General features: G+C 59.3%; 20 protein-coding genes. 8 read left to right on the top strand and 12 right to left on the bottom strand.

Annotated elements, in window-relative coordinates:
* Positions 1 to 95 precede the first annotated feature (95 nt).
* The 10 genes from atpE to ravA all read right to left on the bottom strand — a co-directional run bounded on the left by atpE (position 96) and on the right by ravA (position 12,325).
* A complete protein-coding gene (atpE, locus tag NV64_RS06210) occupies positions 96 to 335 on the bottom strand; it encodes a F0F1 ATP synthase subunit C (protein WP_003849523.1) in 240 nt (79 codons plus the stop codon).
* Between the two features lie 50 nt (positions 336 to 385).
* Positions 386 to 1,201: a F0F1 ATP synthase subunit A gene (gene atpB, locus NV64_RS06215; RefSeq protein WP_056241112.1), complete on the bottom strand. Its 816-nt coding sequence runs from the start codon at positions 1,199 to 1,201 to the stop codon at positions 386 to 388.
* Positions 1,202 to 1,209: 8 nt separating this feature from the next.
* The gene (gene atpI, locus NV64_RS06220) at positions 1,210 to 1,590 is read right to left on the bottom strand and encodes a F0F1 ATP synthase subunit I (protein WP_056241117.1); all 381 of its coding nucleotides are present in this window, start codon (positions 1,588 to 1,590) and stop codon (positions 1,210 to 1,212) included.
* Positions 1,591 to 2,436: 846 nt separating this feature from the next.
* On the bottom strand, positions 2,437 to 3,057 hold the full coding sequence (rsmG, locus tag NV64_RS06225; protein ID WP_101505547.1) for a 16S rRNA (guanine(527)-N(7))-methyltransferase RsmG: 621 nt from the start codon (positions 3,055 to 3,057) through the stop codon (positions 2,437 to 2,439).
* A 49-nt stretch (positions 3,058 to 3,106) separates the two neighbouring features.
* Positions 3,107 to 4,996 carry a tRNA uridine-5-carboxymethylaminomethyl(34) synthesis enzyme MnmG gene (gene mnmG / locus NV64_RS06230; RefSeq protein ID WP_056241123.1) on the bottom strand — a complete coding sequence of 630 codons (1,890 nt, stop codon included), beginning with the start codon at positions 4,994 to 4,996 and terminating at the stop codon, positions 3,107 to 3,109.
* Between the two features lie 467 nt (positions 4,997 to 5,463).
* Positions 5,464 to 5,904: an FMN-binding protein MioC gene (gene mioC, locus NV64_RS06240; protein ID WP_101505549.1), complete on the bottom strand. Its 441-nt coding sequence runs from the start codon at positions 5,902 to 5,904 to the stop codon at positions 5,464 to 5,466.
* Between the two features lie 360 nt (positions 5,905 to 6,264).
* The gene (asnC, locus tag NV64_RS06250) at positions 6,265 to 6,726 is read right to left on the bottom strand and encodes a transcriptional regulator AsnC (RefSeq protein WP_056241126.1); all 462 of its coding nucleotides are present in this window, start codon (positions 6,724 to 6,726) and stop codon (positions 6,265 to 6,267) included.
* 416 nt (positions 6,727 to 7,142) lie between these two features.
* Positions 7,143 to 9,284 carry a 5-histidylcysteine sulfoxide synthase gene (gene ovoA / locus NV64_RS06255; protein WP_101505551.1) on the bottom strand — a complete coding sequence of 714 codons (2,142 nt, stop codon included), beginning with the start codon at positions 9,282 to 9,284 and terminating at the stop codon, positions 7,143 to 7,145.
* A 93-nt stretch (positions 9,285 to 9,377) separates the two neighbouring features.
* Positions 9,378 to 10,835 carry an ATPase RavA stimulator ViaA gene (gene viaA, locus NV64_RS06260; protein ID WP_056241132.1) on the bottom strand — a complete coding sequence of 486 codons (1,458 nt, stop codon included), beginning with the start codon at positions 10,833 to 10,835 and terminating at the stop codon, positions 9,378 to 9,380.
* Complete coding sequence (gene ravA, locus NV64_RS06265) at positions 10,832 to 12,325, bottom strand: ATPase RavA (protein ID WP_101505552.1); 1,494 nt, start codon at positions 12,323 to 12,325, stop codon at positions 10,832 to 10,834. Before ravA ends, viaA begins: the two co-directional genes overlap by 4 nt.
* A gap of 265 nt (positions 12,326 to 12,590) precedes the next feature.
* Between ravA and kup the strand changes: the two genes are divergently transcribed.
* Positions 12,591 to 14,459, top strand: a complete 1,869-nt coding sequence (gene kup, locus NV64_RS06270; protein ID WP_056241137.1) for a low affinity potassium transporter Kup — start codon at positions 12,591 to 12,593, stop codon at positions 14,457 to 14,459.
* Between the two features lie 122 nt (positions 14,460 to 14,581).
* Here the strand turns inward: kup and qseC are convergent, their stop codons facing one another.
* A complete protein-coding gene (gene qseC, locus NV64_RS06275) occupies positions 14,582 to 15,919 on the bottom strand; it encodes a quorum sensing histidine kinase QseC (protein ID WP_056241139.1) in 1,338 nt (445 codons plus the stop codon).
* Entirely contained in the window at positions 15,919 to 16,581 is a 663-nt protein-coding gene (gene qseB, locus NV64_RS06280; protein ID WP_101505553.1) for a quorum sensing response regulator transcription factor QseB, read from the bottom strand. The genes qseC and qseB overlap by 1 nt, the downstream gene beginning before the upstream one ends.
* 220 nt (positions 16,582 to 16,801) lie before the next feature.
* Between qseB and NV64_RS06285 the strand changes: the two genes are divergently transcribed.
* From NV64_RS06285 to NV64_RS06315, 7 genes are all read left to right on the top strand, one after another.
* Positions 16,802 to 17,197, top strand: coding sequence for a YgiW/YdeI family stress tolerance OB fold protein (locus tag NV64_RS06285; RefSeq protein ID WP_101505559.1), 396 nt, complete (start codon positions 16,802 to 16,804; stop codon positions 17,195 to 17,197).
* A 195-nt stretch (positions 17,198 to 17,392) separates the two neighbouring features.
* Positions 17,393 to 17,812 carry a D-ribose pyranase gene (gene rbsD, locus NV64_RS06290; protein ID WP_056241145.1) on the top strand — a complete coding sequence of 140 codons (420 nt, stop codon included), beginning with the start codon at positions 17,393 to 17,395 and terminating at the stop codon, positions 17,810 to 17,812.
* A gap of 7 nt (positions 17,813 to 17,819) precedes the next feature.
* Positions 17,820 to 19,325: a ribose ABC transporter ATP-binding protein RbsA gene (rbsA, locus tag NV64_RS06295; RefSeq protein ID WP_056241149.1), complete on the top strand. Its 1,506-nt coding sequence runs from the start codon at positions 17,820 to 17,822 to the stop codon at positions 19,323 to 19,325.
* Positions 19,326 to 19,327: 2 nt separating this feature from the next.
* Entirely contained in the window at positions 19,328 to 20,296 is a 969-nt protein-coding gene (gene rbsC, locus NV64_RS06300; RefSeq protein ID WP_056241154.1) for a ribose ABC transporter permease, read from the top strand.
* Between the two features lie 27 nt (positions 20,297 to 20,323).
* Entirely contained in the window at positions 20,324 to 21,205 is an 882-nt protein-coding gene (gene rbsB, locus NV64_RS06305) for a ribose ABC transporter substrate-binding protein RbsB (protein ID WP_369814406.1), read from the top strand.
* Positions 21,206 to 21,263: 58 nt separating this feature from the next.
* Positions 21,264 to 22,193 carry a ribokinase gene (gene rbsK / locus NV64_RS06310; RefSeq protein WP_056241158.1) on the top strand — a complete coding sequence of 310 codons (930 nt, stop codon included), beginning with the start codon at positions 21,264 to 21,266 and terminating at the stop codon, positions 22,191 to 22,193.
* A 4-nt stretch (positions 22,194 to 22,197) separates the two neighbouring features.
* The coding region (locus NV64_RS06315) for a LacI family DNA-binding transcriptional regulator (protein WP_233208935.1) at positions 22,198 to 22,839 on the top strand (642 nt) is incomplete at its 3' end.

Here is a 22,839-nt window from a genome sequence, read left to right on the forward strand (position 1 = left end):
GCCTCTTGTTAAGTTAACTTTTTCTGCCGCCGTCTCAGACCGCGGCAGAAGCCGTTCATCACCCAGCTTGCACTACGTGATGAACAATCGGTTCATTACGCGACAGCAAACATCACGTACAGACCCAGACCAACGGCGATCATTGGGATTGCATCCACCAGACCCATTACAACAAAGAACTGCGTGCGCAGCAGAGGAATCAGATCCGGTTGGCGCGCGGCGCCTTCCAGGAATTTGCCTCCGAGGATGCCGATACCGATTGCAGCACCGATTGCCGCCAGGCCCATCATCACAGCGGCAGCCATGTACAGCAGATCCATATTCAGGTTTTCCATGACAGTCTCCAGTTTGTTTCAGTTAAAACGCAGTAGTGTTGAGAAAAAAATCAATGTTCTTCAGATGCCATCGACAGATAGACAATCGTTAAGACCATGAAAATGAAAGCCTGTAGCGAAATGATCAGGATGTGGAAAATGGCCCATGGCACATTCAGAACCCACTGTGACCACCACGGCAACAGACCGGCAATCAGGATAAAAATCAATTCACCCGCATACATGTTTCCGAACAGTCGCAGACCCAGAGAAACTGGTTTGGACAGCAGGCTCACACCTTCCAGAATCAGGTTGATCGGAATGAAAACAGGGTGATTGAAGGGTTGCATCGTCAGCTCTTTGGTAAAGCCGCCAATACCTTTCATCTTGACGCTGTAGAACAGAATCAAAATAAATACGCCAAGCGCCATCGACAACGTGATGTTCACGTCAGCAGAAGGCACCACACGCAGCGCTGGCAGGCCAAACACGTGCTCGCCGATGTACGGTAGCAGGTCGATTGGCAACAGGTCCATGAAGTTCATCAGGAACACCCAGACGAAGATCGTCAGGGCCAGCGGAGCGATTACTTTGCTTTTACCGTGGTACATGTCGCGCACGTTGTCGTCAACAAAACCGACAACCAGCTCGATAGCGGCCTGGAATTTGCCCGGCACGCCGCTGGTTACTGACTTCGCAACGCTGCGGAACAGCACCAGGAACAGAACTCCCAGCACCACAGAGAAAAACATGGAGTCGATATTTAAAGTCCAGAACGTCGCCGGAGCGTCGTGCTTCACTAGCTCGAAGGTACGCAGGTCCAACTGAAGGTGCGTCAGATGGTGACCTATGTATTCTTGCGGCGTAGAGATTTCTCCTGCAGCCATGATGCCTCTTACCCTTTGTTGTTAATTACAGCCGGTGCGACGATTTGTACTATCACCACCGATAACCAGGCCAGTCCCAGCGGCATAAAGGCCGCCTTAAACACGCCTAACGCCACCATCAGAATCACTATCGTTACCGTCACCTTCAACGCTTCACCCAGAGCAAACGTCCAGGCCAGCCTTCCCGTGACTTCGTGTCCCGCCTGGTGGCGCCAGGCAAAAATCATAAACAACACGTTCGGCAGCCAGGCCGCCACGCCACCCGCTAAGGCGGACAGGCCCCAGGTCAACTCTTTCAGGGCAAACAGCGCTCCGATCAAGACCAGGGTCCCCAGCTGCAACATCAGCACGGTTCGGGCAAATTTCACTCTGTAAAGGGACACTGACATGACGCTGAAACTCTCCTGCCCCGAGGGGATGTCGCGTGTCGTATCACGCTGCCCGCGCTCGCGCGAGTCAAGCAGCAAAAAACGTGCAAATTATACGGTGCGCACCTGTGATTTCAATGGATAAGTCGAGAAAAGGTGAACAATTATTTAAATTTCTTTCGAGTTCGCTATTTTTGCAAAGCGACAACTTCCGTGCTGGCCGACCCTTTGCATGTAATTCAAGGTGCTATTTGCTCATAAAGCGTGCGTAAGATCACAATTCAGTAATGTTATTGCGGATAATTATTCTGGTATTTGTCAGTTTTCAGTTTAAACAGTGTTAATATTTTCATTAAATTCAACAAGATAGACTTATTAAATTTAAAAACGGTTGGTTATCTTGATAAAAACCTTTCATTGACATCCGTAGCAAATATTTAACACCGCCAATGCTATTACTCACGCCAACTTATTACGCGCTCATATTTTCATGCGTGACTAATGTCTCGGGTAAAATGGCTGAAAAAAGTGACACCCATGATAATGAATTGTGAATCAGCCGTTAAATGTAACCAAGGCTTGCAGATCGTGTCTGTCGGCAGATTTAATGTCAACGCGGCTGCTGCGTCCACCTCTTTCTCACATTTTCATCCTGAATCTCGCTTCTGTCTGCCACCCTGCCCTCTTCTGCACACGCGGATAAAAGATCGCACTTTTCAACGGATACCCGCCATCGGCGCTTTTACGCCGGCCGGTTAAGGAAGATTAAGACCGTTCAGAGGAAAAAAAGCGGTCAACGTGCAGGTTGCTGACCGCTTTGATGATCGGGCCGCGCAATCAGCACGATTTTGTCGGGCCCGACGCGGGTCAGGGTTTGCGGGTCAGCACCAGCAGATGCCGCTCACCTTCCAGCTCAGGCACCTGCAGTTGTGCCACCTTTTCCAGGCTGAAACCGGCCGGCAGGCTGTCCAGTTCGTCCTGCGGTACCACGCCTTTCAGCGCATAAAAACGCCCCTGCGGCCCCGGCAGGTGGTGGCACCAGCTGAGCATATCGTGCAGCGAGGCGAAAGCCCGGCTGATCACCCCGTCAAACGGCGGCTCGGCCGGAAACGCCTCAACGCGGCTCTGCACCGGCGTAATGTTGTCCAGCTTCAGCTCGTGCTGTACCTGCTTAAGGAAGCGAATGCGTTTCCCCAGGCTGTCCAGCAGGGTGAAGTGGCTGTCCGGGCGTACGATCGCCAGCGGAACGCCGGGCAGGCCCGGGCCGGTGCCGACGTCGATAAAACGCTGGCCGGTCAGGTGGGGTTCCACCACCACGCTGTCGAGGATATGGCGCACCAGCATCTGCTCCGGGTCACGCACCGAGGTCAGGTTGTAGGCTTTGTTCCATTTGTGCAGCAGTTCAACATAGCCGACCAGCTGCTGTTTCTGCTGTTCGGAGAGTTCAATACCGGCTTTGCGCAGCAGAGCAGAGAGTTTATTAATCACGTGGGTTCGCTTCCGTCGAAAGGCCGGGTTGCCCCGGCCTGAGAGCAGGTTACGCGCTTTTGCGCAGTAAGCCCTGCTTTTTGAGATAAATCAGCAGGATCGAAATCGCCGCCGGGGTGATCCCGGAGATGCGGCCAGCCTGGCCAATCGATCCCGGTTTGTGATCGTTGAGTTTGGCGATCACTTCGTTGGAGAGGCCGCTTACCTGGCGGTAGTCGAGGTCGACCGGCAGCAGGGTGTTCTCGTTGCGCAGCTGGCGGTCGATCTCCTCCTGCTGGCGGGCGATATAGCCTTCGTACTTCACCTGGATCTCAACCTGATCGGCCGCTTCAGCATCATCCAGCGCCGGCGCGTAGGCGCTGAGGCCCGTCAGCAGGCGGTAGGTCATCTCCGGACGACGCAGCAGATCTTCGCCGCTGGCCTCTTTGGTCAGCGGTGCGCTGAGTGCGCCGTTGATCTCGGTCACCGATTCGGTTTTCGGGTGTACCCAGATGTCACGCAGGCGCTGACGCTCCAGCTCGATGCGCTCCAGCTTCTGGTTAAAGCGTGCCCAGCGGGCGTCGTCGACCAGGCCCAGCTCGCGGCCGGCGGCGGTCAGGCGCATATCGGCGTTGTCTTCACGCAGCATCAGGCGGTATTCCGCGCGTGAGGTAAACATACGGTACGGCTCTTTGGTACCAAGGGTGCAGAGGTCGTCGACCAGCACGCCCAGATAGGCCTGATCGCGACGCGGCGCCCAGCCCTCTTTATCGGCCGAGTAGCGTCCGGCGTTCAGGCCGGCCAGCAGGCCCTGTGCCGCCGCTTCTTCATAGCCGGTGGTGCCGTTAATCTGACCGGCAAAGAACAGGCCCTGAATATATTTACTTTCCAGCGTCGGCTTCAGGTCGCGCGGGTCGAAGTAATCGTACTCAATCGCGTAGCCAGGACGGATAATTTTGGCGTTTTCCATCCCCTGCATTGAGCGGACGATCTGCATCTGTACGTCAAACGGCAGGCTGGTGGAGATGCCGTTCGGGTAAATTTCGTTGCTGGTCAGTCCTTCCGGCTCAAGGAAGATCTGATGGGCGTTTTTATCGGCAAAACGCATCACCTTGTCTTCGATCGACGGGCAGTAGCGTGGACCGATCCCTTCGATCACCCCGGCGTACATCGGGCTGCGATCGAGGTTGTTGCGGATCACCTCATGGGTTTTTTCGTTGGTGTAGGTGATCCAGCACGGCACCTGACGCGGATGCTGGCTGACGTCGCCCATAAACGAGAATACCGGCAGCGGGGTGTCGCCGTGCTGCGGTGCCAGTACGCTGAAGTCGATGGTACGCGCATCGATACGCGGTGGCGTACCGGTTTTCAGGCGGCCCACGCGCAGCGGCAGTTCACGCAGACGCTGTGACAGGGAAATCGACGGTGGATCGCCGGCACGACCACCGCTGTAGTTATCCATGCCGATATGAATTTTACCGTCGAGGAAGGTGCCTACGGTGAGTACCACTGACCTGGCGCGGAACTTCAGGCCCATCTGGGTCACGGCACCGACCACCCGATCGTTTTCGACGATCAGATCCTCAACCGCCTGCTGGAAGATCATCAGGTTCGGCTGGTTCTCCAGCGCGGTGCGTACCGCCTGACGATAGAGCACACGGTCGGCCTGAGCGCGGGTGGCCCTGACGGCGGGCCCTTTGCTGGCGTTTAGTATCCTAAACTGGATGCCGGCCTGGTCAATGGCGTGTGCCATCAGGCCACCCAGTGCGTCCACTTCTTTAACCAGATGTCCTTTCCCGATGCCGCCGATCGCCGGGTTGCAGGACATCTGCCCCAGCGTGTCGATGTTGTGGGTTAATAACAGGGTTTGCTGACCCATCCGGGCAGCGGCCATCGCGGCTTCTGTCCCCGCATGACCACCACCGATGACGATGACGTCAAAAGGATCTGGATAAAACATGGTACTGCACCTCGCGGTTTGTGCGAATGAAGGGGGATCGTTGTCCGGGGCGTGGATTCTACTCAACTTTAGCGGACGGTGAAAGCGTCGGGATCCCTGGGTATTAAAAAGAAGATCTTTTTTATTTAAAGATCTCTTTGTTAGATCTTTCTATTAGGATCGTCGATCTCTGTGGATAAGCCTGATTAGCCGATAACGATCAACCGATTAGAGACGATCGTTAGTTGTGAATGATCGGTGATCCTTTCGCGTATAAGCTGGGATCAAAATAGGTACTTATGCACAGGCTCAGGAAAGCACCTGGGTTGTTATTGGGATAACCACCGGTTTTCACCGGGTAATTCGTTATGTTATCCACAGATAAGCGGTGCGAAAATGGACAAAAAAGGACAATATTTACAAAACTCACGATCGAAAAGGCACGTTTTCTGAGGATCCACCCGCCGATCGCGGGCAGATCCTGGTGCTCAGATCAGCGCTTTCCAGCTTTCAACCCATTCACCGGCCGGATCTTCCGGAATCTCATGCTGCAGCACGTCGATCTTAAAGACGTCACCAATACGTGATGCGCCCAGTGAGATCAGCAGATCGTCAAACAGATCGATCGCACCGCAGAACAGGTCATATTCGCGGTTGCCAATACCCACCGCACCGTAGCGCAGCTGGCTGAGGTCCGGCTGCTGTTCTTTTATAGCGTCAAACAGCGGCAGGATGTTATCCGGCAGTTCTCCTGCGCCGTGGGTAGAAGCCACCAGCAGCCAGATCCCCTCCATCTTTAGCTCGTCCAGCTCCGGGCCGTGCAGCGTCTCGGTAGAAAAACCGGCTTCTTCCAGTTTCTCTGCCAGATGATCGGCAACATATTCTGCGCTGCCTAAGGTGCTGCCACTGATTAAGGTAATGTCGGCCATGAGGGGATCCCTGAGTCGTAAAGGCGGGCATTGTACCCTGTGATCACCCTGGGATCTACCTGTGGATAGTTAGGGGTATTCTGTGAGGCACCTGGCTTACTTGCCATTTTCACTCCGGGCAGTGCTCGCACTCCTCACGTACAGAAGTACGCTCCGGGTGCTGCGCGCTGGCCGTAGCGAAACTGGCTGCGCCGCCGACGGTGCGGGGTGTCTGTGGGATCCGTTTCAGGAATACAGGAAGGGGGGCTGGGCTCTGATTGGTATTTTTGCTGGCGAGAAGATCTTTCACTTATCGCCATTTGGGCTGCGTAATTAGGGTATCGGTGACATTAACCGGCTGTGGATAATGTTATGCACCGATCAGGGTTTGATCGGGCGCATGATCGGGTTTTGCAGGGAGATCAGGGTTTCGGTGGACTGGATTTCGTCGATGGTCTGCACCTTGTTGATCAGTACCTGCTGCAAGTGGTCGATCGAGCGGCACATGACCTTGATGAAGATGCTGTAGTGGCCGGTGGTGTAGTAGGCCTCGACCACTTCGTCGAGGGCTTCCAGGCGGGCCAGTGCGGACGGGTAGTCTTTGGCGCTTTTGAGGATGATGCCGATAAAGCAGCAGACGTCGTAGCCCAGCTGTTTGGGGTCGATGTCTACCCGGGTGCCTTTGATGATCCCCGCCTGTTTCATTTTTTCTACCCGCACGTGAATGGTGCCCGGGCTGACGTTGAACTGTTTGGCCAGTTCGGCGTAGGCGATGCGGGCATTGTCCAGCAGCGCGTTGAGGATGCCGCGATCGAGGTTATCGGGTTGCAGGGTGTCGGCCATGGTCACTCCGGTTAGGGATTGTTCAGTGTTTAAGGGGATAATGTGCAGGAAATAAGGGAAATTGACAATAAAATTGCCGGAATAACAGTGGGAAGCTTTTAAAAGCAAAAAGCAAAAAGCAAAAAACGTTGTCTGCTGCTGGAATGTGGCAGCTTCAGGGAGCCTGTCCACTCCGTAAAGACGCAAAAAACGTCATCCATGACGGCTCAGCACGGGCCGTCCGTGGCCCGTGATGCTTTACTCCGTGGACAGGCTCCCTTCGCTTTACGGTTTGTGTTGTCTGAAGGAAGGGCACCGTTAGCCCCGTGCCCGGTTCAGGTTGCCTGCCAGGATCCTGACAGGCTCCCTTCGCTTTACGGTTTGCGTCGCCTGCAGGATCTTTAAAAAACTGCTGGCTAACAGCTAACAGCTAACAGCTAACGCTTACGCCAGACGGTCAGCTGCGCCACCGTGTGCTGGTATTTGCGGGCGGTTTCGCGGATCACGAAGGGCAGATCCTGCGGTGGAGCGATCTCTTCATAATTGGCCGCCAGCAGCCGCTGCAGCGCCTGGTAAGTGGAGAGTGCCTCGCCGTTCTCGCGCACGCCGCCCAGCCAGTTCTCCTTCGGCGTAAACTCTTCCAGCCAGGTGTAAGGCGAGGAGAGCATCAGCACGCCGCCGGGGCGAAGCATGGCGGTGATGTCCTGCAGGAAGCGTTTCGGCTGGCGCAGCCGGTCAATCAGGTTGGAGGCCAGCACCAGATCGTAGCTCTCCGGCTGCGGCTTCAGGTTGCAGGCGTCGCCCTGTACAAACTGAATGCGGCCGGCCTGTTCGCTGCTGATGCCGATATCCTTCAGCCGCACCTGTCGGTACTCAACCAGGTCGCCCTCTTCCTGAGTGACGTAACGGAAGTCCTCACCGCGGGTCAGCTGCAGCGCCACGTCGATAAAGCGCGCCGAGTAGTCCATCCCCACCACCTGCTCAAAGTGGCGGGCCAGTTCAAAGCTGGCGCGGCCGGTGGCGCAGCCGATATCCAGCGCACGCTGGCGCTTGTCGGTCAGGCCGCTGGCGATCTCCACCAGCGTTTTGGCATAGTTGCCGACGCTGAAGTACTGCGGGCCGTACTGGAAGTCGAGGTACTGCGACACCATGCTGTCGGTTTCGTAGGGGTTGAGGGTCATGGTCTCCTGGTGGCGTGAGACCACGTAGCGGAAGCCGGCGTGCTGGAAAAAGTGGCGGCGGAAGGCGTAGCGCGAGGATTTCAGCGCCTCGTTGCCGGTGGAGATCCAGCTGCCGCCTTTGATCAGCGAGTGCTTGCCGTCAAAGGTCGGGGTGGAGAAGTCGTCGTACAGTGGGTGCACGCGGAAGCCTTCCAGGCCGTTGATCGGCGTGGTGGTCCACTGCCAGACGTTGCCGATCAGATCAAAAAACTCGCCCTGAGGGAAACGATCGACCGCGCAGGAGGAGGCCCAGCGGGCAAGGTTGATATTGCCTGGCGCTTCATCCCACTCAGGCTGATCGCCCGGCACCTGCTCACGCAGCAGCAGCCATTCGCACTCGGCGGGCAGCTGCACCGGTTCGCCGGTCTGCTCCGCCTTCCAGCGGCAGAACGCCGCTGCCTCCAGCTGGTTGACCTCGGCGGGCCAGTCCCACGGCATCGGTACCTCTTCGGTCATCAGCCGCAGCTTAAGCGCGTCGGGCGCGGTGGCATCCCCCACCCAGAAGGTCGGCATCGTGGCGTTAGCAAATTCGCACCAGCCCCAGCCTTCATCGTCCCACCAGCGGCGGGTGCGGTAGCCGCCGGCGGCAACAAAGTCGTAGTATTCGGCATTGCTGACCAGCATCTGGCTGGCCTGGAACGGCTGCACCTGGTGGAGCTGGTGACCATATTCGTTATCCCAGCCGTAGGTGTCGTCGGTTTTGCCCTGGCTGACCGTACCGCCTGCCAGGGTAATCAGGCTGTTGTGCGGCACGCTGTGGCGGTCATGGCGCGCGTCCGTGCAGGCCGGCCAGTGCGGCTGCGGCTGTACCCACTGCACCGGCAGCTGGCGGATCAGTACGCTGGAGGTTTCGAGGTGGATGCGCTCATGTTCGATGCCCATCAGGATCACCCACGCCGGGCTGTCCCAGCCGATCGGCAGGGTCAGCGGCATCTCCTGAATAAACTGCTCCACCCGGCTGCGCACCTTGCCGCGATAGTCGCGCAGCTCGGCCAGCGTTGGCCACGCGTAGTGGCTGGTGTCCAGATCGTCCCAGCTCATCTCATCGACGCCGATCGCCATCATCGCTTCAATCGGATCGTCAATCCGCTGGTCGATCAGCTGCCCGGCCATCAGCTTGTTAATGTAGAAGGTGGCGGTGTGGCCGTAGTAGAAGATCAGCGGATGGCGCAGCGGGATCGCCTTGGTGTAGTAAGCGCGTTCGTCGGCCAGGCAGTCAAACAGGCTCTCATACAGTTCCCAGGTCTGGCGGAAGTAAGCGAGCAACTGCTGGCGTTTTTGTTCTGCGTTATCGCCGCTTAACAGCAGTGTACGGGTGGCGGCGGGTAACCCGCTCGGTTTTGTCGGTTGTGCAGTCACAAGGTGCTCCAGTCGGGCCTGATGGAAAAAAACAATCTTATGACTATAGCAGATGGCTTTTGCCGTTTTTATGCAATGGACAACGGGCGGGGTTTAGCGCTGCCAGCGGCGCAGCAGGCGGCTTTTCAGCCCGGTGTCGAAGCGCCAGATATGGTCGAAGATGCGCATAATGCCGGGTTTTCCATGATCGGACATGGCAACCGCATGGAAACGCTGATGCTGCTGCTGCTGGTGGTCGCGGGTGCGTTTCACCAGCGCCTCCGGCAGGCGCTGGGCGATAAAGTCGGAGAGGATCACCGCGTCGGCATCCTTCCAGGCGGTGCTGGCCAGCTTTTGCAGCACCGCATCCAGGCAGGCGGCGAGATCGGTGCCGCCGCGAAAGCGCTGGCTGAGAAAACGGATTGCCTGGCTGATGCCGTCGCCGGCGGTCAGCTCATAGCTGATCACCTGATCGGCGAACAGCATGATATGACAGCGGCGGTTGTCGGCCAGCGCCACTTTCAGCAGCGCGAGGCAGAAGGCTTTGGCGCAGCGTTCGTTAAAGCCACCCATTGAGCCGGAGGTATCCACGCAGACGATAAACGGGCCGCGCGGCTGTTGATCGTGGTGCTGATGGGTCACCGGGCGCAGGGTTACTTTGTCATGCCAGCTCTCCCCCTGCAGGCGATAGGTCAGCAGCCTTTTCTCTACCAGCCGGCGGTAAAACTCCATCTCCAGCTCGCTGATGCCGAGGGTGGCCAGCTCCGGCGGCAGCAGGCGCAGAATATCGTCGCTCTGATGCAGCCCGTTCACCTCTTCCGGCACGCTTTCCGGCTCGCGCACCAGCTGGTGGAACGGCTCCGGCGGGGCCTCTTCCGCCAGTACCGCTTTCGCCTCGCGGCTGCGGCCCAGCTGTTCGGCCAGCTTCAGCAGCTCCGGCTGCCCGGCAAGGAAATCACCGTACTGGACGATCAGCTGATAATCACCGCGCTGCAGCGTGCCGCGGGTCATATCCCACAGTCGCCCGGCGGCGGCGTCATCATCGCCCAGCACCGGGGCCAGCTGGCCGCTCATCGCCAGCCGCTGCTGCAGCTCGGCCAGCAGTTTTTCCCGCTCCTGCTCCAGCAGCTGCTGGTTCAGCGTCAGGGTCTGCAGCGTCAGGCTCAGCCGCCAGCGCTGTAGAAACAGCGTCTGCTGGGCAACGCTGACCTGCTGGATATCGCTGTGTTCGGTCAGCTGGCGGGCCTGTTCGGCGAAGGGTGAGTGCTGCTGCATCAGCCAGTCGAGCAGCGCGGGCAGCTGCGCGCTGAAGGTGGCCTGGCTCAGGGTCTGGCAGTCGCGAAAGCGGGTAAATTCGATTTCCAGATCGTCCGGCACCGCGGTGCTTTTCATCTGCTGCAGCACTTCGGCCTTCCACTGCGGCAGGTCGCGGGTGAGGGCCGATTTCAGTTTGGGAAATTTTTTAAAGAAGCTGGACAGCTGCGGGGAGGCCAGCAGCGAGATCGCCAGCTCCTCAATCAGCTCGGTCTCGCTGACCGCAAGGAACATGCTCAGCGTGTCCAGCGAAATCACTGGCGTGCCTGCTTCAGTTGTTCAGCCACCTGCTGCAGGCTCTCTTCGATACGTGCCAGCCAGTCGTCGCTGATAAACAGGCAGCGGTGGTGCTGGCTGAACAGCGTGCGCTGGGCGTGCAGTTGCGTATCCAGCGCGTCCAGCGCCTGCACGATCTCTTCCGGCAGCCCCTGCTGCGGTTTACCGGGCAGCATCAGGCGGGTGGACTGCAGGCTGACGTCGCGCAGGGTCAGGCAGTCGTTGCCGTCCACGTGCAGGTCGAGCGGCTGGGCAAAGCCGATACCGTTGAGTTTGCCGCGCACCTCGCCGCCCTTCTGCAGCCAGTGCTGCAGCGCTTCGCGGGTCAGGGTGAGATGGCTGACCTGCATATCGTGCAGCACCAGCGGTTTTTGCAGCATCAGCGTCAGCGACTCTGCGGCCAGCGTTGCCGGCAGTTCATAGTGCGGCTTGCGGCTGAACATGCCGCCGTGTTTCTCCAGCCGGATCGCCTGCTCCACGCTCTGCTGCTGTTGCAGCGCCAGGCGGCGGGCGTTGACCTGCTGCAGTTTAATCAGCAGCGGCTGCTGCTGCCACGCCTGCTGGGTCAGCAGGTTGTCGATCTCCCGATCGAGCAGCTTCATCGAGGCTACGTCGTGCCACAGGCAGTCCTTTAGCAGGATCAGGTCAATCGGGGCAATGGTACTGCGCCCGCTGTAGAAGGCGCTGGCCTGCAGCAGATGGATGGCTTTTTTCCAGCGGCGGTCGGAGATATAGGGCGCTTCCGGCTGGTTTTCCAGCAGCTGGCGCAGTTGAAAAATCAGCTCAAAGACATCATCCGGCAGGCTGACCTTAGTGATACCCTGCTGCCACGCCAGGTACTCTTCGTCGCTGATGCACAGCGCGTCGGTGACCGGGTTCTGGTTCTCATCCTGCTGGTGGGTGAGCAGGCTGCGGAAGTTCTGTTTTTCATGCACGTTATCCAGCCACAGGCGGATCAGCATGCGGTCATACAGCGCTTCCAGACCGCTGTCGGCTTCCGGCAGTTCGTTAGAGGCGGTGACCAGCAGGCGCATCGGGATTTTTTCTTCGCTGTCGCCGTTGCGGAAGCGGCGTTCGTTGATGGCGGTGAGCAGGGTATTCAGAATCGCCGGGCCGGCTTTCCAGATCTCATCAAGGAACACAATTTCTGCGTCGGGCAGGTAGCCCTTAGTCAGGCGTTGATAGCGGCCTTCGTCCTTCAGCGCCTGAATCGACAGCGGGCCAAACACCTCTTCCGGGGTGGAGAAGCGGGTCATCAGGTATTCAAAGGCGCGGGCGTTGCGGAACGCATACTTCAGGCGGCGGGCGATCAGGCTTTTGGCGATGCCCGGTGGCCCAAGCAAAAAGACGCTTTCCCCGCACAGCGCCGCCAGCAGGCACAGGCGAATGGCGTGATGGCGTTCGTAGAGACCTTTCTCCAGCGCATTGCTGAGGCGGGCAATACGTTCCGCCAGTAAATGAGGCTGAGCCATAATAAAACATTCATCCTTTTTGTACGGTCTGGCCAGCCCGGTGGCTGGCGAGCGCAAACACTACTGGCTATGATGCTTGAAAGTGCGGATTGCAGTCAGCTCTTTTATTATCAAAGGGTGACACGAGCCAGCTAAGCGTGCGATTTTACGCGGCGGCCGTGCAATTCAGGATCGGCTTTTTTTCTCAATCGTGCATACTGTGCGCCGTTTGAGGATCTGACGCTGTACGCAATCCCGCGTAACTCAGCACAAAAAAGACAAAACTATGAGCTCTGACAAGAAGCAGTCCCTTGGCGCCGTGACGCTGGCCGCCATCGGCGTGGTGTACGGTGATATTGGCACCAGCCCGTTGTATACCCTGCGCGAGTGCCTCTCCGGGCAGTTCGGTTTTGGCGTTGAGCGCGACGCGGTGTTTGGCTTTCTGTCGCTGATTTTCTGGCTGCTGGTGCTGACGGTATCACTGAAATATATCAGCTATGTGATGCGCGCCGATAACGCCGGTGAGGGGGGGATTCTGACGCTGATGTCGCTGGCCGGCCGCAACACCGGCGGGCGGGCCACCGCCATTCTGGTGATTATGGGGCTGATCGGCGGCAGCTTCTTCTATGGCGAAGTGGTGATTACCCCGGCGGTGTCGGTGCTGTCGGCGATAGAGGGGCTGGAGATCGCCGCCCCGTCGCTGGACAGCTATATTGTGCCGCTGGCGATCGCCGTGCTGACCCTGCTGTTTGTTATTCAGAAACACGGCACCGGCCTGGTCGGCAAACTGTTCGCGCCGGTGATGCTGCTGTGGTTTATCGTGCTGGCGCTGCTTGGCGCACGTAGCATTATAAACAACCCGGAAGTGCTGCAGGCGATGAATCCTTACTGGGCGCTGCACTTCTTCTTTGAGTACAAATCGGTCTCCTTCTTTGCGCTGGGCGCGGTGGTGCTGGCAATCACCGGGGTGGAGGCGCTGTATGCCGATATGGGTCACTTCGGTAAATTCCCGATCCGCCTGGCGTGGTTTATTGTCGTGCTGCCGTCGCTGGTGCTCAACTATTTTGGCCAGGGGGCGCTGCTGCTGAAACACCCGGAGGCGATTAAAAACCCGTTCTTCCTGCTGGCCCCGGACTGGGCGCTGATACCGATGCTGATCCTCGCCACGCTGGCCACGGTGATCGCCTCGCAGGCGGTGATTTCCGGCGTGTTCTCGCTGACCCGCCAGGCGGTGCGGCTGGGCTATCTGCCGCCGATGCGCATCATCTACACCTCCGAACAGGAGTCCGGGCAGATCTATATTCCGGTGATCAACTGGCTGCTGTTCGTCTCGGTGGTGATTGTGATTGTCGGCTTCAAACACTCCAGTAACCTGGCGGCGGCCTACGGTATCGCGGTGACCGGCACCATGGTGCTGACGGCGATTCTGGCCAGCACGGTGGCGATTAAAAACTGGCACTGGAACCGCTGGCTGGTGGTGATGCTGCTGGTGGGGATGCTGTGCATCGACGTGTCGCTGTTCTCGGCCAACCTGGTGAAACTGCTCTCCGGCGGCTGGCTGCCGCTGACGCTGGCGCTGATGATGTTTGTGGTGATGACCACCTGGAAGAGCGAGCGTTTCCGCCTGCTGCGCCGGATGCACGAGCACGGCAATTCGCTGGAGGCGATGATCGCCTCGCTGGAAAAATCCCCGCCGGTGCGCGTGCCGGGTACCGCGGTCTATATGTCGCGGGCGATTAACATCATCCCGTTTGCCATGCTGCATAACCTCAAGCACAACAAGGTGCTGCACGAACGGGTGGTGCTGCTGACCCTGCGCACCGAGGACGTGCCCTACGTGCATAACGTCAGGCGGGTGACCATCGAGCAGCTGTCACCGACCTTCTGGCGGGTGGTGGCCAGCTACGGCTGGCGTGAAACGCCTAACGTCGAGGAAATTTTCCACCGCTGCGGGCTGGAAGGGCTGAACTGCCGGATGATGGAGACCTCGTTCTTTATGTCCCACGAATCGCTGATTATCGGCAAACGCCCGTGGTACCTGCGCCTGCGCGGCAAACTGTTTATGGCGCTGCAGCGTAACGCCCTGCGCGCGCCGGATCAGTTTGAGATCCCGCCTAACCGGGTGATTGAGCTGGGGACGCAGGTGGAAATCTGACGCTGCTGTTCTGCCAGGTGCGCCTGGCAGAACAGGGGCTAAACCAGTACCGCTCGTAAAGCCGGAAGCCAGGATAACATCGCCGCGCTGACTCATCAGAGCCGCCGCGGCGATGTTGTTCGTTACCACGCCAGCGTCACCCTTAACCCGCCCTCATCACCATTGCTAAGCTGCACCCGTATGCCGTGCAGCCGGGCAATCCGCTGCACGATCGACAGCCCCAGCCCGCTGCCCGACAGCGCCTGGCCAGGAGGCCGATAAAAGCGTTCCCCCAGCCGGGGCAGCAGCGCCGGGTCCACCCCTGGCCCGTTGTCGGCCACCACTAGCCGGCCCGGCTGCAGCCGCAGCACGACCTCTCCCCCCGGTGGTGTGTAGCGAATGGCGTTATGCAGCAGGTTGCGCAGCAGCAACGCCAGCAGCAGCGGGTTGCCGCTGAAGTGCAGCGTGTCGGGCGCCTCCAGCCGCAGCTCTACCTTGCCCGCCTGGGCCAGCGCATCCTGCTCAACGATCGCCTGGCGCAGCAGGTCGGTGAGGTCCAGCATGGCGACCTCCGGCGGCTGGCCGTCGTCCAGCCGTGACAGCACCAGCAGCTGATCCACCAGCCGGGTGGCGCGATCGATGCCGTGGTCGAGGTTCACCAGCGCGTGCTGGCGCATGGCCGTATCGTCGTGGGCCAGCTGCGCGACTTCGGTCTGTACCTTCAGCGCCGCCAGCGGGCTGCGCAGCTCGTGGGCGGCATCGGAGGTAAAGCGCCTTTCGCGCAGCAGCGTCTGGCTGATGCGGGCAAACAGCTGATTAAGCGCCTGCAGCAGCGGACGCACCTCGGCCGGTACGCCGTTATCCGCCAGCGGTGCGGCATCGTCCGCCGCCCGCTGCCGCAGCTGATGGGTCAGGCGCTTAAGCGGCGACAGCTGGTGGCTGACCAGCCACAGCATCAGCAGCAGCATCACCGGCAGCGCCAGCAGCCAGGGCAGCAGGCTGGCCTGCACCAGATCGCGGGTCATATCCTCGCGATACTCCCACTCCTGGCCGACCACCACCCGTGACTGCCCGTCTGCGCTGGTTAGCCACAGCAGCCGCCAGCGGTCGTCATCGCCGCGCAGCTGGCCGTCACTGAAGCCGTCCTGACCCGGGTGCCAGAGAAAATTGCGACCGTTATCGCCGTCGTTAAGCAGCATGCGGCCGTCGCGGCTGAACACCGCAAACGCCAGCGCGTCGTCATCCTGCTCGCCGCGGTGGTGGCGCAGCATTTTTTTGCTTTTCGGCAGCGGCCCGGCATCCGCTACCGGCTGCTGCTGCAGGGTGGTCAGCCGCTTGGCAAACAGCATCTGCTGGGTGTCGAACAGCTGATTGATATTGTGCCGCGTCTGCCACCAGGTGCCGACCGCCGCCGCGCCCCAGCACAGCAGGCTCAGCAGCAGAAAGCCCAGCATCAGACGCAGGCGTAAGCTGTGCGGCATCACGGCGCCTCCCCCAGCGCGTAGCCGACGCCGTGGACGGTGCGGATAAAGCCGCTGCCGAGCTTTTTACGCAGGTGGTGAATATGCACCTCCACCGCGTTGCTGGAGACGTCATCCTCCCAGCCGTACAGCTTCTCCTCCAGCTGCGCGCGGGTCAGGATCCGTCCGGCGTTGAGCAGGAACAGTTCCAGCAGCGCCAGCTCGCGCGCCTTTAACGGTAAGGGTTCGCCGTGCAGGATGGCGGTGTGCGCGGCGGGGTTGAGCACCAGCCCGCCGTGCTGCAGGGTGGGCTGCAGCTGGCCGTGGCGGCGTCGGATCAGCGACTGCAGGCGAGCCGCCACTTCGCTCAGGGCAAAGGGTTTGCACAGGTAGTCGTCGGCACCCTGCTGTAAGCCGCTGACCCGCTGCTCCAGCGCGTCGCGGGCGGTAAGGATCAGCACCGGCTCGTCCTGACCCTGCTGCCGCCAGTGGCGCAGGATCGCCAGCCCGTCGATCTCCGGCAGGCTCAGGTCCAGCACCACCGCGTCATAGGGGGCGGCGCTCAGCGCCTGCATTCCCTGCGTGCCGCCGGTGAACCAGTCTACGCTGAAGCCCAGTTTTCCCAGCCCGGCCTGCAGGCCGTCGCCGATCAGGCGATCATCTTCCACCAGCAAAATTCTCATCGTTTCTCCCTCTCAGTTAACGGAGTTATACGAAGCATCCGTCGTGCTGTACAGGGCGAGAGGCGGAAATTGCCGTGATTTACGCAGCCTGAAGAAAAATCGCCACCGCCGCCTGCGCCTTAAGATCCTGTTAAGAACCCTTTGCTGTAATGACCGCTCAACAGCACGTATCCGGCAGCGATGGCTGCCCTGTTCAGGAAGAAAGGAGCACATAATGACGATGAAAAAATCAGCCGCGCTGCTGGCGATTACCGCCCTGATGGCTACCCCGGTACTGGCCGTACAGCAGGGTGGATTTGTTGACCCGAACGCCGCCGCACCGCATACGCAGCAGGGCGGTTTTAGCGGACCTGATGGCAGCCTGGTCACCGTGAAGCAGGCGCTGGATATGAAGGATGATGCCTGGGTGACGCTGCGCGGCACTATCGAAAAGCGGGTGGGCGATGAGGACTATCAGTTCCGTGACGCTACCGGCACCCTGCAGGTGGAGATCGACGATAAACGCTGGGACGGGCAGACCATCGGCCCGCAGGATAAGGTTGAACTGCAGGGTAAACTGGATAAAGACTTCAACTCCGTCGAGCTGGACGTAAAGCAGGTACGTAAAATTCCCTGACGGAGATAGCTCCGCGTCATAAAAATGTCACCGTAATGGCAGTGGAACCGCTGCCATTTTACCCCTAAAGCAAATTGCCCGCCCGCGTCAGCGAAACGTTTCGATAGCGATCACATTTTCGCATTTTCCCGATTGTTTTCCCCTGCCTGTTTCTTACACTGCAGTTCAGCGAAACGTTTCGCTCTGGAGTGGAAAATGAAAAAAGGCACCTTACTGAATTCTGATATCTCAACCGTGGTCGCGCGCCTCGGCCATACCGACACCATCGTGATTGGCGATGCCGGCCTGCCGGTGCCGCACGGCCCGCAACGTATCGATCTGGCCTTAACTCACGGTATTCCCAGCTTCTTACAGGTGGCGCAGGCGGTAACGGATGAGATGCAGGTCGAGAGTGCTACGATTGCGGAAGAGATTAAACAGCATAATCCGCAGCTCCACGCCCAGCTGCTCACGCTGCTTGAAACATTGCAACAACACCAGGGAAACCTTATTACCCTTCATTACGTCAGTCACGTTCAGTTCAAACAACAAACTCAAAGCAGCCAGGCGGTCATTCGCAGCGGGGAGTGCTCTCCGTATGCCAATGTGATCCTCAGCGCTGGCGTGACCTTCTGAGGCCGTTATGCAACCTTTACTGCAACTGAAAGGCATCGAAAAATCGTTTCCGGGGGTGAAAGCCCTCTCCGGTGCCGCGCTCAACGTCTACCCCGGCCGCGTGATGGCGCTGGTGGGCGAGAACGGCGCGGGTAAATCGACCATGATGAAGGTGATGACCGGCATCTATCAGCGTGACGCCGGCAGCTTTGTCTGGCTGGGCAAAGAGACCACCTTCAACGGGCCGAAAGCGTCCCAGGAAGCGGGGATTGGCATCATCCATCAGGAGCTGAACCTGATCCCGCAGCTGAGCATTGCCGAAAATATCTTCCTCGGTCGCGAGTTCGTGAATCGTTTCGGACGCATCCAGTGGAGCAAAATGCACAGTGAGGCCGACGCGCTGCTGAAACGCCTCAACCTGCGCTTCAGCAGCCACCGGCTGGTGGGCGATCTGTCGATCGGCGATCAGCAGATGGTGGAGATCGCCAAGGTGCTGAGCTTCGAGTCAAAAGTGATCGTCATGGACGAACCGACGGACGCCCTGACCGATACCGAAACCGCCTCGCTGTTCCGGGTGATCAACGAGCTGAAGGCGCAGGGGTGCGGCATCGTCTATATCTCGCACCGGATGAAAGAGATTTTTGAGATCTGCGACGACGTTACCATTTTCCGCGACGGGCAGTTTATCGCCGAGCGTGAGGTGGTCTCGCTCAGCGAAGAGTCGCTGATTGAGATGATGGTCGGCCGCAAGCTGGAAGATCAGTATCCGCGTCTGGATAAAGCGCCGGGCGGGGTGCGTCTGAAGGTTGATAATCTGTGCGGCCCGGGGGTGGATGACGTCAGCTTTACCCTGCGTAAGGGCGAGATCCTCGGCGTGGCCGGGCTGATGGGCGCCGGGCGTACCGAACTGATGAAAGTGCTGTACGGCGCGTTAAAGCGTTCCGCCGGCACGGTGACTCTCGACGGACAGGCCGTCACCGCGCGTTCGCCGGAAGAGGGGCTGCTGAACGGCATCGTTTATATCTCTGAAGACCGCAAGCGTGACGGGCTGGTGCTCGGCATGTCGGTAAAAGAGAATATGTCGCTGACCGCGCTGAAGTACTTCAGCCACGGCGGCGGTCGCCTCAAGCATGCGGAAGAGCAGCTGGCAGTGGGCGACTTTATTAAGCTGTTTAACGTCAAAACGCCGTCGATGAACCAGCCGATTGGCCTGCTCTCCGGCGGCAATCAGCAGAAAGTGGCGATTGCCCGCGGCCTGATGACCCGGCCAAAGGTGCTGATCCTTGATGAACCGACGCGCGGCGTCGACGTCGGGGCGAAGAAAGAGATCTATCAGCTGATTAACCAGTTTAAAGAGGAGGGGCTGAGCATCATCCTGGTCTCTTCCGAAATGCCGGAAGTGCTGGGCATGAGCGACCGCGTGCTGGTAATGCACGAAGGCCGCCTCAGCGGTGACTTCCCGATTGAACAGGCCTCGCAGGAAATTCTGATGGCGGCGGCAGTAGGTAAACATTACAGCGCGGAGCTGGCATAACTATGAGTACGCAAACTATCCCTTCACGCCGGCTGATCAGTAAGGCCTGGCTGCTGGAACAGAAGTCGCTGATTGCGCTGGTGGTGTTGATCGCCATCGTCTCCAGCCTCAGCCCGAACTTCTTCACCGTGGCAAACCTGTTTAACATTCTGCAGCAGACCTCGGTTAACGCCATTATGGCGGTGGGCATGACGCTGGTGATCCTCACCTCCGGCATCGATCTGTCGGTGGGATCGCTGCTGGCGCTGACCGGCGCGGTGGCGGCGTCGATCGTCGGCCTGGAAGTTAATGCGCTGGTAGCGGTGGCGGCAGCGCTGGCGCTGGGCGCGTTGATTGGCGGCATTACCGGCACCATCGTGGCCCGCGGTAAAGTGCAGGCGTTTATCGCCACGCTGGTGATGATGCTGCTGCTGCGCGGTGTGACCATGGTCTATACCAACGGCAGCCCGATCAATACCGGTTTCAACGACAACGCGGATCTGTTCGGCTGGTTCGGCATCGGCCGCCCGCTGGGCATCCCGACCCCGGTGTGGCTGATGGCGATCGTGTTTCTCGCCGCCTGGTACATGCTGCACCACACTCGTCTGGGCCGCTATATCTATGCGCTGGGCGGCAACGAATCGGCTACCCGCCTCTCCGGCATCAGCGTTAACCGGGTAAAAATCATCGTTTACGCGCTGTGCGGCATGCTGGCGGCGCTGGCGGGCACCATCGAGGTGGCGCGTCTCTCCTCGGCACAGCCAACGGCCGGTACCGGTTACGAGCTGGATGCGATTGCGGCGGTGGTGCTGGGCGGTACCAGCCTGGCCGGCGGGAAAGGCCGCATTATGGGCACGCTGATCGGCGCGTTAATCCTCGGTTTCCTTAATAACGGGCTCAACCTGCTCGGCGTTTCTTCTTACTACCAAATGATCGTCAAAGCGGTGGTTATCTTGCTGGCGGTGCTGGTAGACAACAAAAGCAGTAAATAACTCTTTTACCTTACACAGGATACGTACATGAAGATGAACAAACTGACTGCACTGGCCGTACTGCTTGGCGCCACCCTCAGCGCCAGCGCCATGGCTAAAGACACCATCGCTCTGGTGGTCTCTACCCTGAACAACCCGTTCTTCGTGTCTCTTAAGGATGGCGCGCAGAAGGAAGCGGACAAGCTGGGTTACAACCTGGTCGTGCTGGATTCACAGAACAACCCGGCAAAAGAGCTGGCGAACGTGCAGGATCTGACCGTGCGCGGCACCAAAGTGCTGTTGATCAACCCTACCGACTCTGATGCGGTGGGTAACGCCGTGAAGATGGCCAACCAGGCTAACATTCCGGTGATCACCCTGGACCGCGTGGCTGCTCAGGGCACGGTGGTCAGCCATGTCGCTTCTGACAACCGCTTTGGCGGCAAGACTGCCGGTAACTTCCTTGCCAAAAAGCTGGGTGACGGTGCGAAAATTATCGAGCTGGAAGGCATTGCCGGTACCTCAGCAGCGCGTGAGCGCGGTGAAGGTTTCAAACAGGCCGCCGACGAACACAAGTTCAACATCCTGGCCAGCCAGCCAGCGGACTTTGACCGTACCAAAGGCCTGAACGTGATGCAGAACCTGCTGACCGCGCATCCTGACGTGCAGGCCGTGTTCGCGCAGAACGATGAAATGGCGCTGGGTGCATTGCGCGCATTGCAAACCGCAGGAAAATCTGATGTTCTCGTGGTGGGCTTTGACGGCACGCCAGACGGCGTGAAAGCAGTCGAAGGCGGCAAACTGGCCGCGACCGTAGCTCAGCTGCCGGAGCAGATCGGCGTTATCGGCGTGCAAACCGCGGATAAAGTGCTGAAAGGCCAGAAGGTTCAGGCCATTAACCCGGTAGACCTGAAGCTGGTCACCAAATAAATCAAAGAAAAGCATGGCACGCGCCACCTTCGGGTGGCGCACTTATCTGGATACTCTCATGACGAAAACCGGCAAACTGGCTGTCCTTGGCAGCATCAACGCAGATCACATCCTTAACCTGGCCCATTTTCCCCGTCCGGGTGAAACGGTGATCGGCAACCAGTATCAGGTGGCCTTTGGCGGAAAAGGAGCTAACCAGGCCGTGGCGGCCGGGCGCAGCGGTGCCGACATTGCTTTTATCGCCTGCGTCGGTGACGACGACATCGGCGAGCGCGTGCGCCAGCAGCTGGCCAGCGATCGTATTGACATCACCCCGGTTGCCGCAGTGGCGGGCGAACCGACCGGCGTGGCGCTTATTTTTGTTAATGGCGAAGGTGAAAATACCATCGGCATTCATGCCGGTGCCAATGCGGCACTGACCCCCGACCGCGTGCAGCAGCATCAGCAGGTGATTGCCGATGCGGACGCGCTGTTAATGCAGCTGGAATCGCCGCTGGAGAGCGTACTGGCGGCGGCCCAGATTGCCCGTCAGCACCATACTCAGGTGATCCTCAATCCGGCACCGGCTACGGCGCTGTCTGACCAGCTGCTTGCGCTGATTGATATCATCACCCCGAATGAGACTGAGGCGCAGATCCTCACCGGCGTCGTTGTCGATTCTGACGCTGCCGCTGCGCAGGCCGCGTCGGTACTGCATGCGAAAGGCATCAGTACCGTACTGATTACCCTCGGCAGCCGCGGCGTCTGGCTCAGCGAGCAGGGTAACGGCCAGCGCGTGCCCGGTTTTCGCGTTGAAGCGGTGGACACCATCGCCGCTGGCGATACCTTCAACGGCGCGCTGATCACCGCGCTGCTGGAGCAGCGGCCGATGACCGAAGCCGTGCGTTTCGCGCATGCGGCCGCGGCGATTGCCGTCACCCGTCGTGGCGCACAGCCCTCCGTTCCCTGGCGTGAAGAGACAGACGGCTTCTTGCAACAGCAGGAGTAAATGTGTGGCTACTATGAAAGACGTCGCCCGCCTGGCGGGCGTCTCTACTTCTACCGTATCGCACGTGATCAACAACAACCGCTTCGTCAGCGAGGCGGTGCGTGAAAAGGTGACCGCGGCGATCGGCCAGCTGAACTACGCCCCCTCGGCGCTGGCGCGCAGCCTGAAGATCAATCAGACCCGCACCATCGGCATGCTGCTGACCGCCAGCAGCAACCCGTTCTATTCGGAAGTGGTGCGCGGCGTGGAGCGCAGCTGCTACGAGCGCGGCTACAGCCTGGTGCTGTGCAATACCGAAGGTGACGAAGACCGTATGAACCGCAGCCTGGAAACGCTGTTGCAAAAGCGCGTGGACGGCCTGCTGGTAATGTGTACCGAGAGCCATACCCCAGCCGCCGATATCCTTAAACGCTATCCGACCATCCCCTCGGTGATCATGGACTGGGCTCCGTTCGAACAGGGCAGCGATATCATTCAGGATAACGCGTTGCTGGGCGGTGACATCGCCACGCGGTTTCTGATCTCGCGTGGCTATACGCGCATTGCCTGTATCGCCGGGCCGCAGGATAAAACCCCCGCCCGCCTGCGGCTTGAGGGGTATTGCCAGGCGATGCAGGCCACCGGGCTGCCGATCCTGCCGGGCTAC

The organism is Erwinia sp. B116 (assembly GCF_002865965.1).
Lineage (GTDB): Bacteria > Pseudomonadota > Gammaproteobacteria > Enterobacterales > Enterobacteriaceae > Erwinia.

Bases quoted from the DNA above. Each gene is read 5' to 3' on its own strand.
- atpE (WP_003849523.1), bottom strand. From the start codon at position 335: ATGGAAAACCTGAATATGGATCTGCTGTACATGGCTGCCGCTGTGATG.
- atpB (WP_056241112.1), bottom strand. From the start codon at position 1,201: ATGGCTGCAGGAGAAATCTCTACGCCGCAAGAATACATAGGTCACCAT.
- atpI (WP_056241117.1), bottom strand. From the start codon at position 1,590: ATGTCAGTGTCCCTTTACAGAGTGAAATTTGCCCGAACCGTGCTGATG.
- mnmG (WP_056241123.1), bottom strand. From the start codon at position 4,996: ATGTTTTATCCAGATCCTTTTGACGTCATCGTCATCGGTGGTGGTCAT.
- mioC (WP_101505549.1), bottom strand. From the start codon at position 5,904: ATGGCCGACATTACCTTAATCAGTGGCAGCACCTTAGGCAGCGCAGAA.
- asnC (WP_056241126.1), bottom strand. From the start codon at position 6,726: ATGGCCGACACCCTGCAACCCGATAACCTCGATCGCGGCATCCTCAAC.
- ravA (WP_101505552.1), bottom strand. From the start codon at position 12,325: ATGGCTCAGCCTCATTTACTGGCGGAACGTATTGCCCGCCTCAGCAAT.
- kup (WP_056241137.1), top strand. From the start codon at position 12,591: ATGAGCTCTGACAAGAAGCAGTCCCTTGGCGCCGTGACGCTGGCCGCC.
- qseC (WP_056241139.1), bottom strand. From the start codon at position 15,919: ATGCCGCACAGCTTACGCCTGCGTCTGATGCTGGGCTTTCTGCTGCTG.
- qseB (WP_101505553.1), bottom strand. From the start codon at position 16,581: ATGAGAATTTTGCTGGTGGAAGATGATCGCCTGATCGGCGACGGCCTG.
- NV64_RS06285 (WP_101505559.1), top strand. From the start codon at position 16,802: ATGAAAAAATCAGCCGCGCTGCTGGCGATTACCGCCCTGATGGCTACC.
- rbsD (WP_056241145.1), top strand. From the start codon at position 17,393: ATGAAAAAAGGCACCTTACTGAATTCTGATATCTCAACCGTGGTCGCG.
- rbsA (WP_056241149.1), top strand. From the start codon at position 17,820: ATGCAACCTTTACTGCAACTGAAAGGCATCGAAAAATCGTTTCCGGGG.
- rbsC (WP_056241154.1), top strand. From the start codon at position 19,328: ATGAGTACGCAAACTATCCCTTCACGCCGGCTGATCAGTAAGGCCTGG.
- rbsB (WP_369814406.1), top strand. From the start codon at position 20,324: ATGAAGATGAACAAACTGACTGCACTGGCCGTACTGCTTGGCGCCACC.
- rbsK (WP_056241158.1), top strand. From the start codon at position 21,264: ATGACGAAAACCGGCAAACTGGCTGTCCTTGGCAGCATCAACGCAGAT.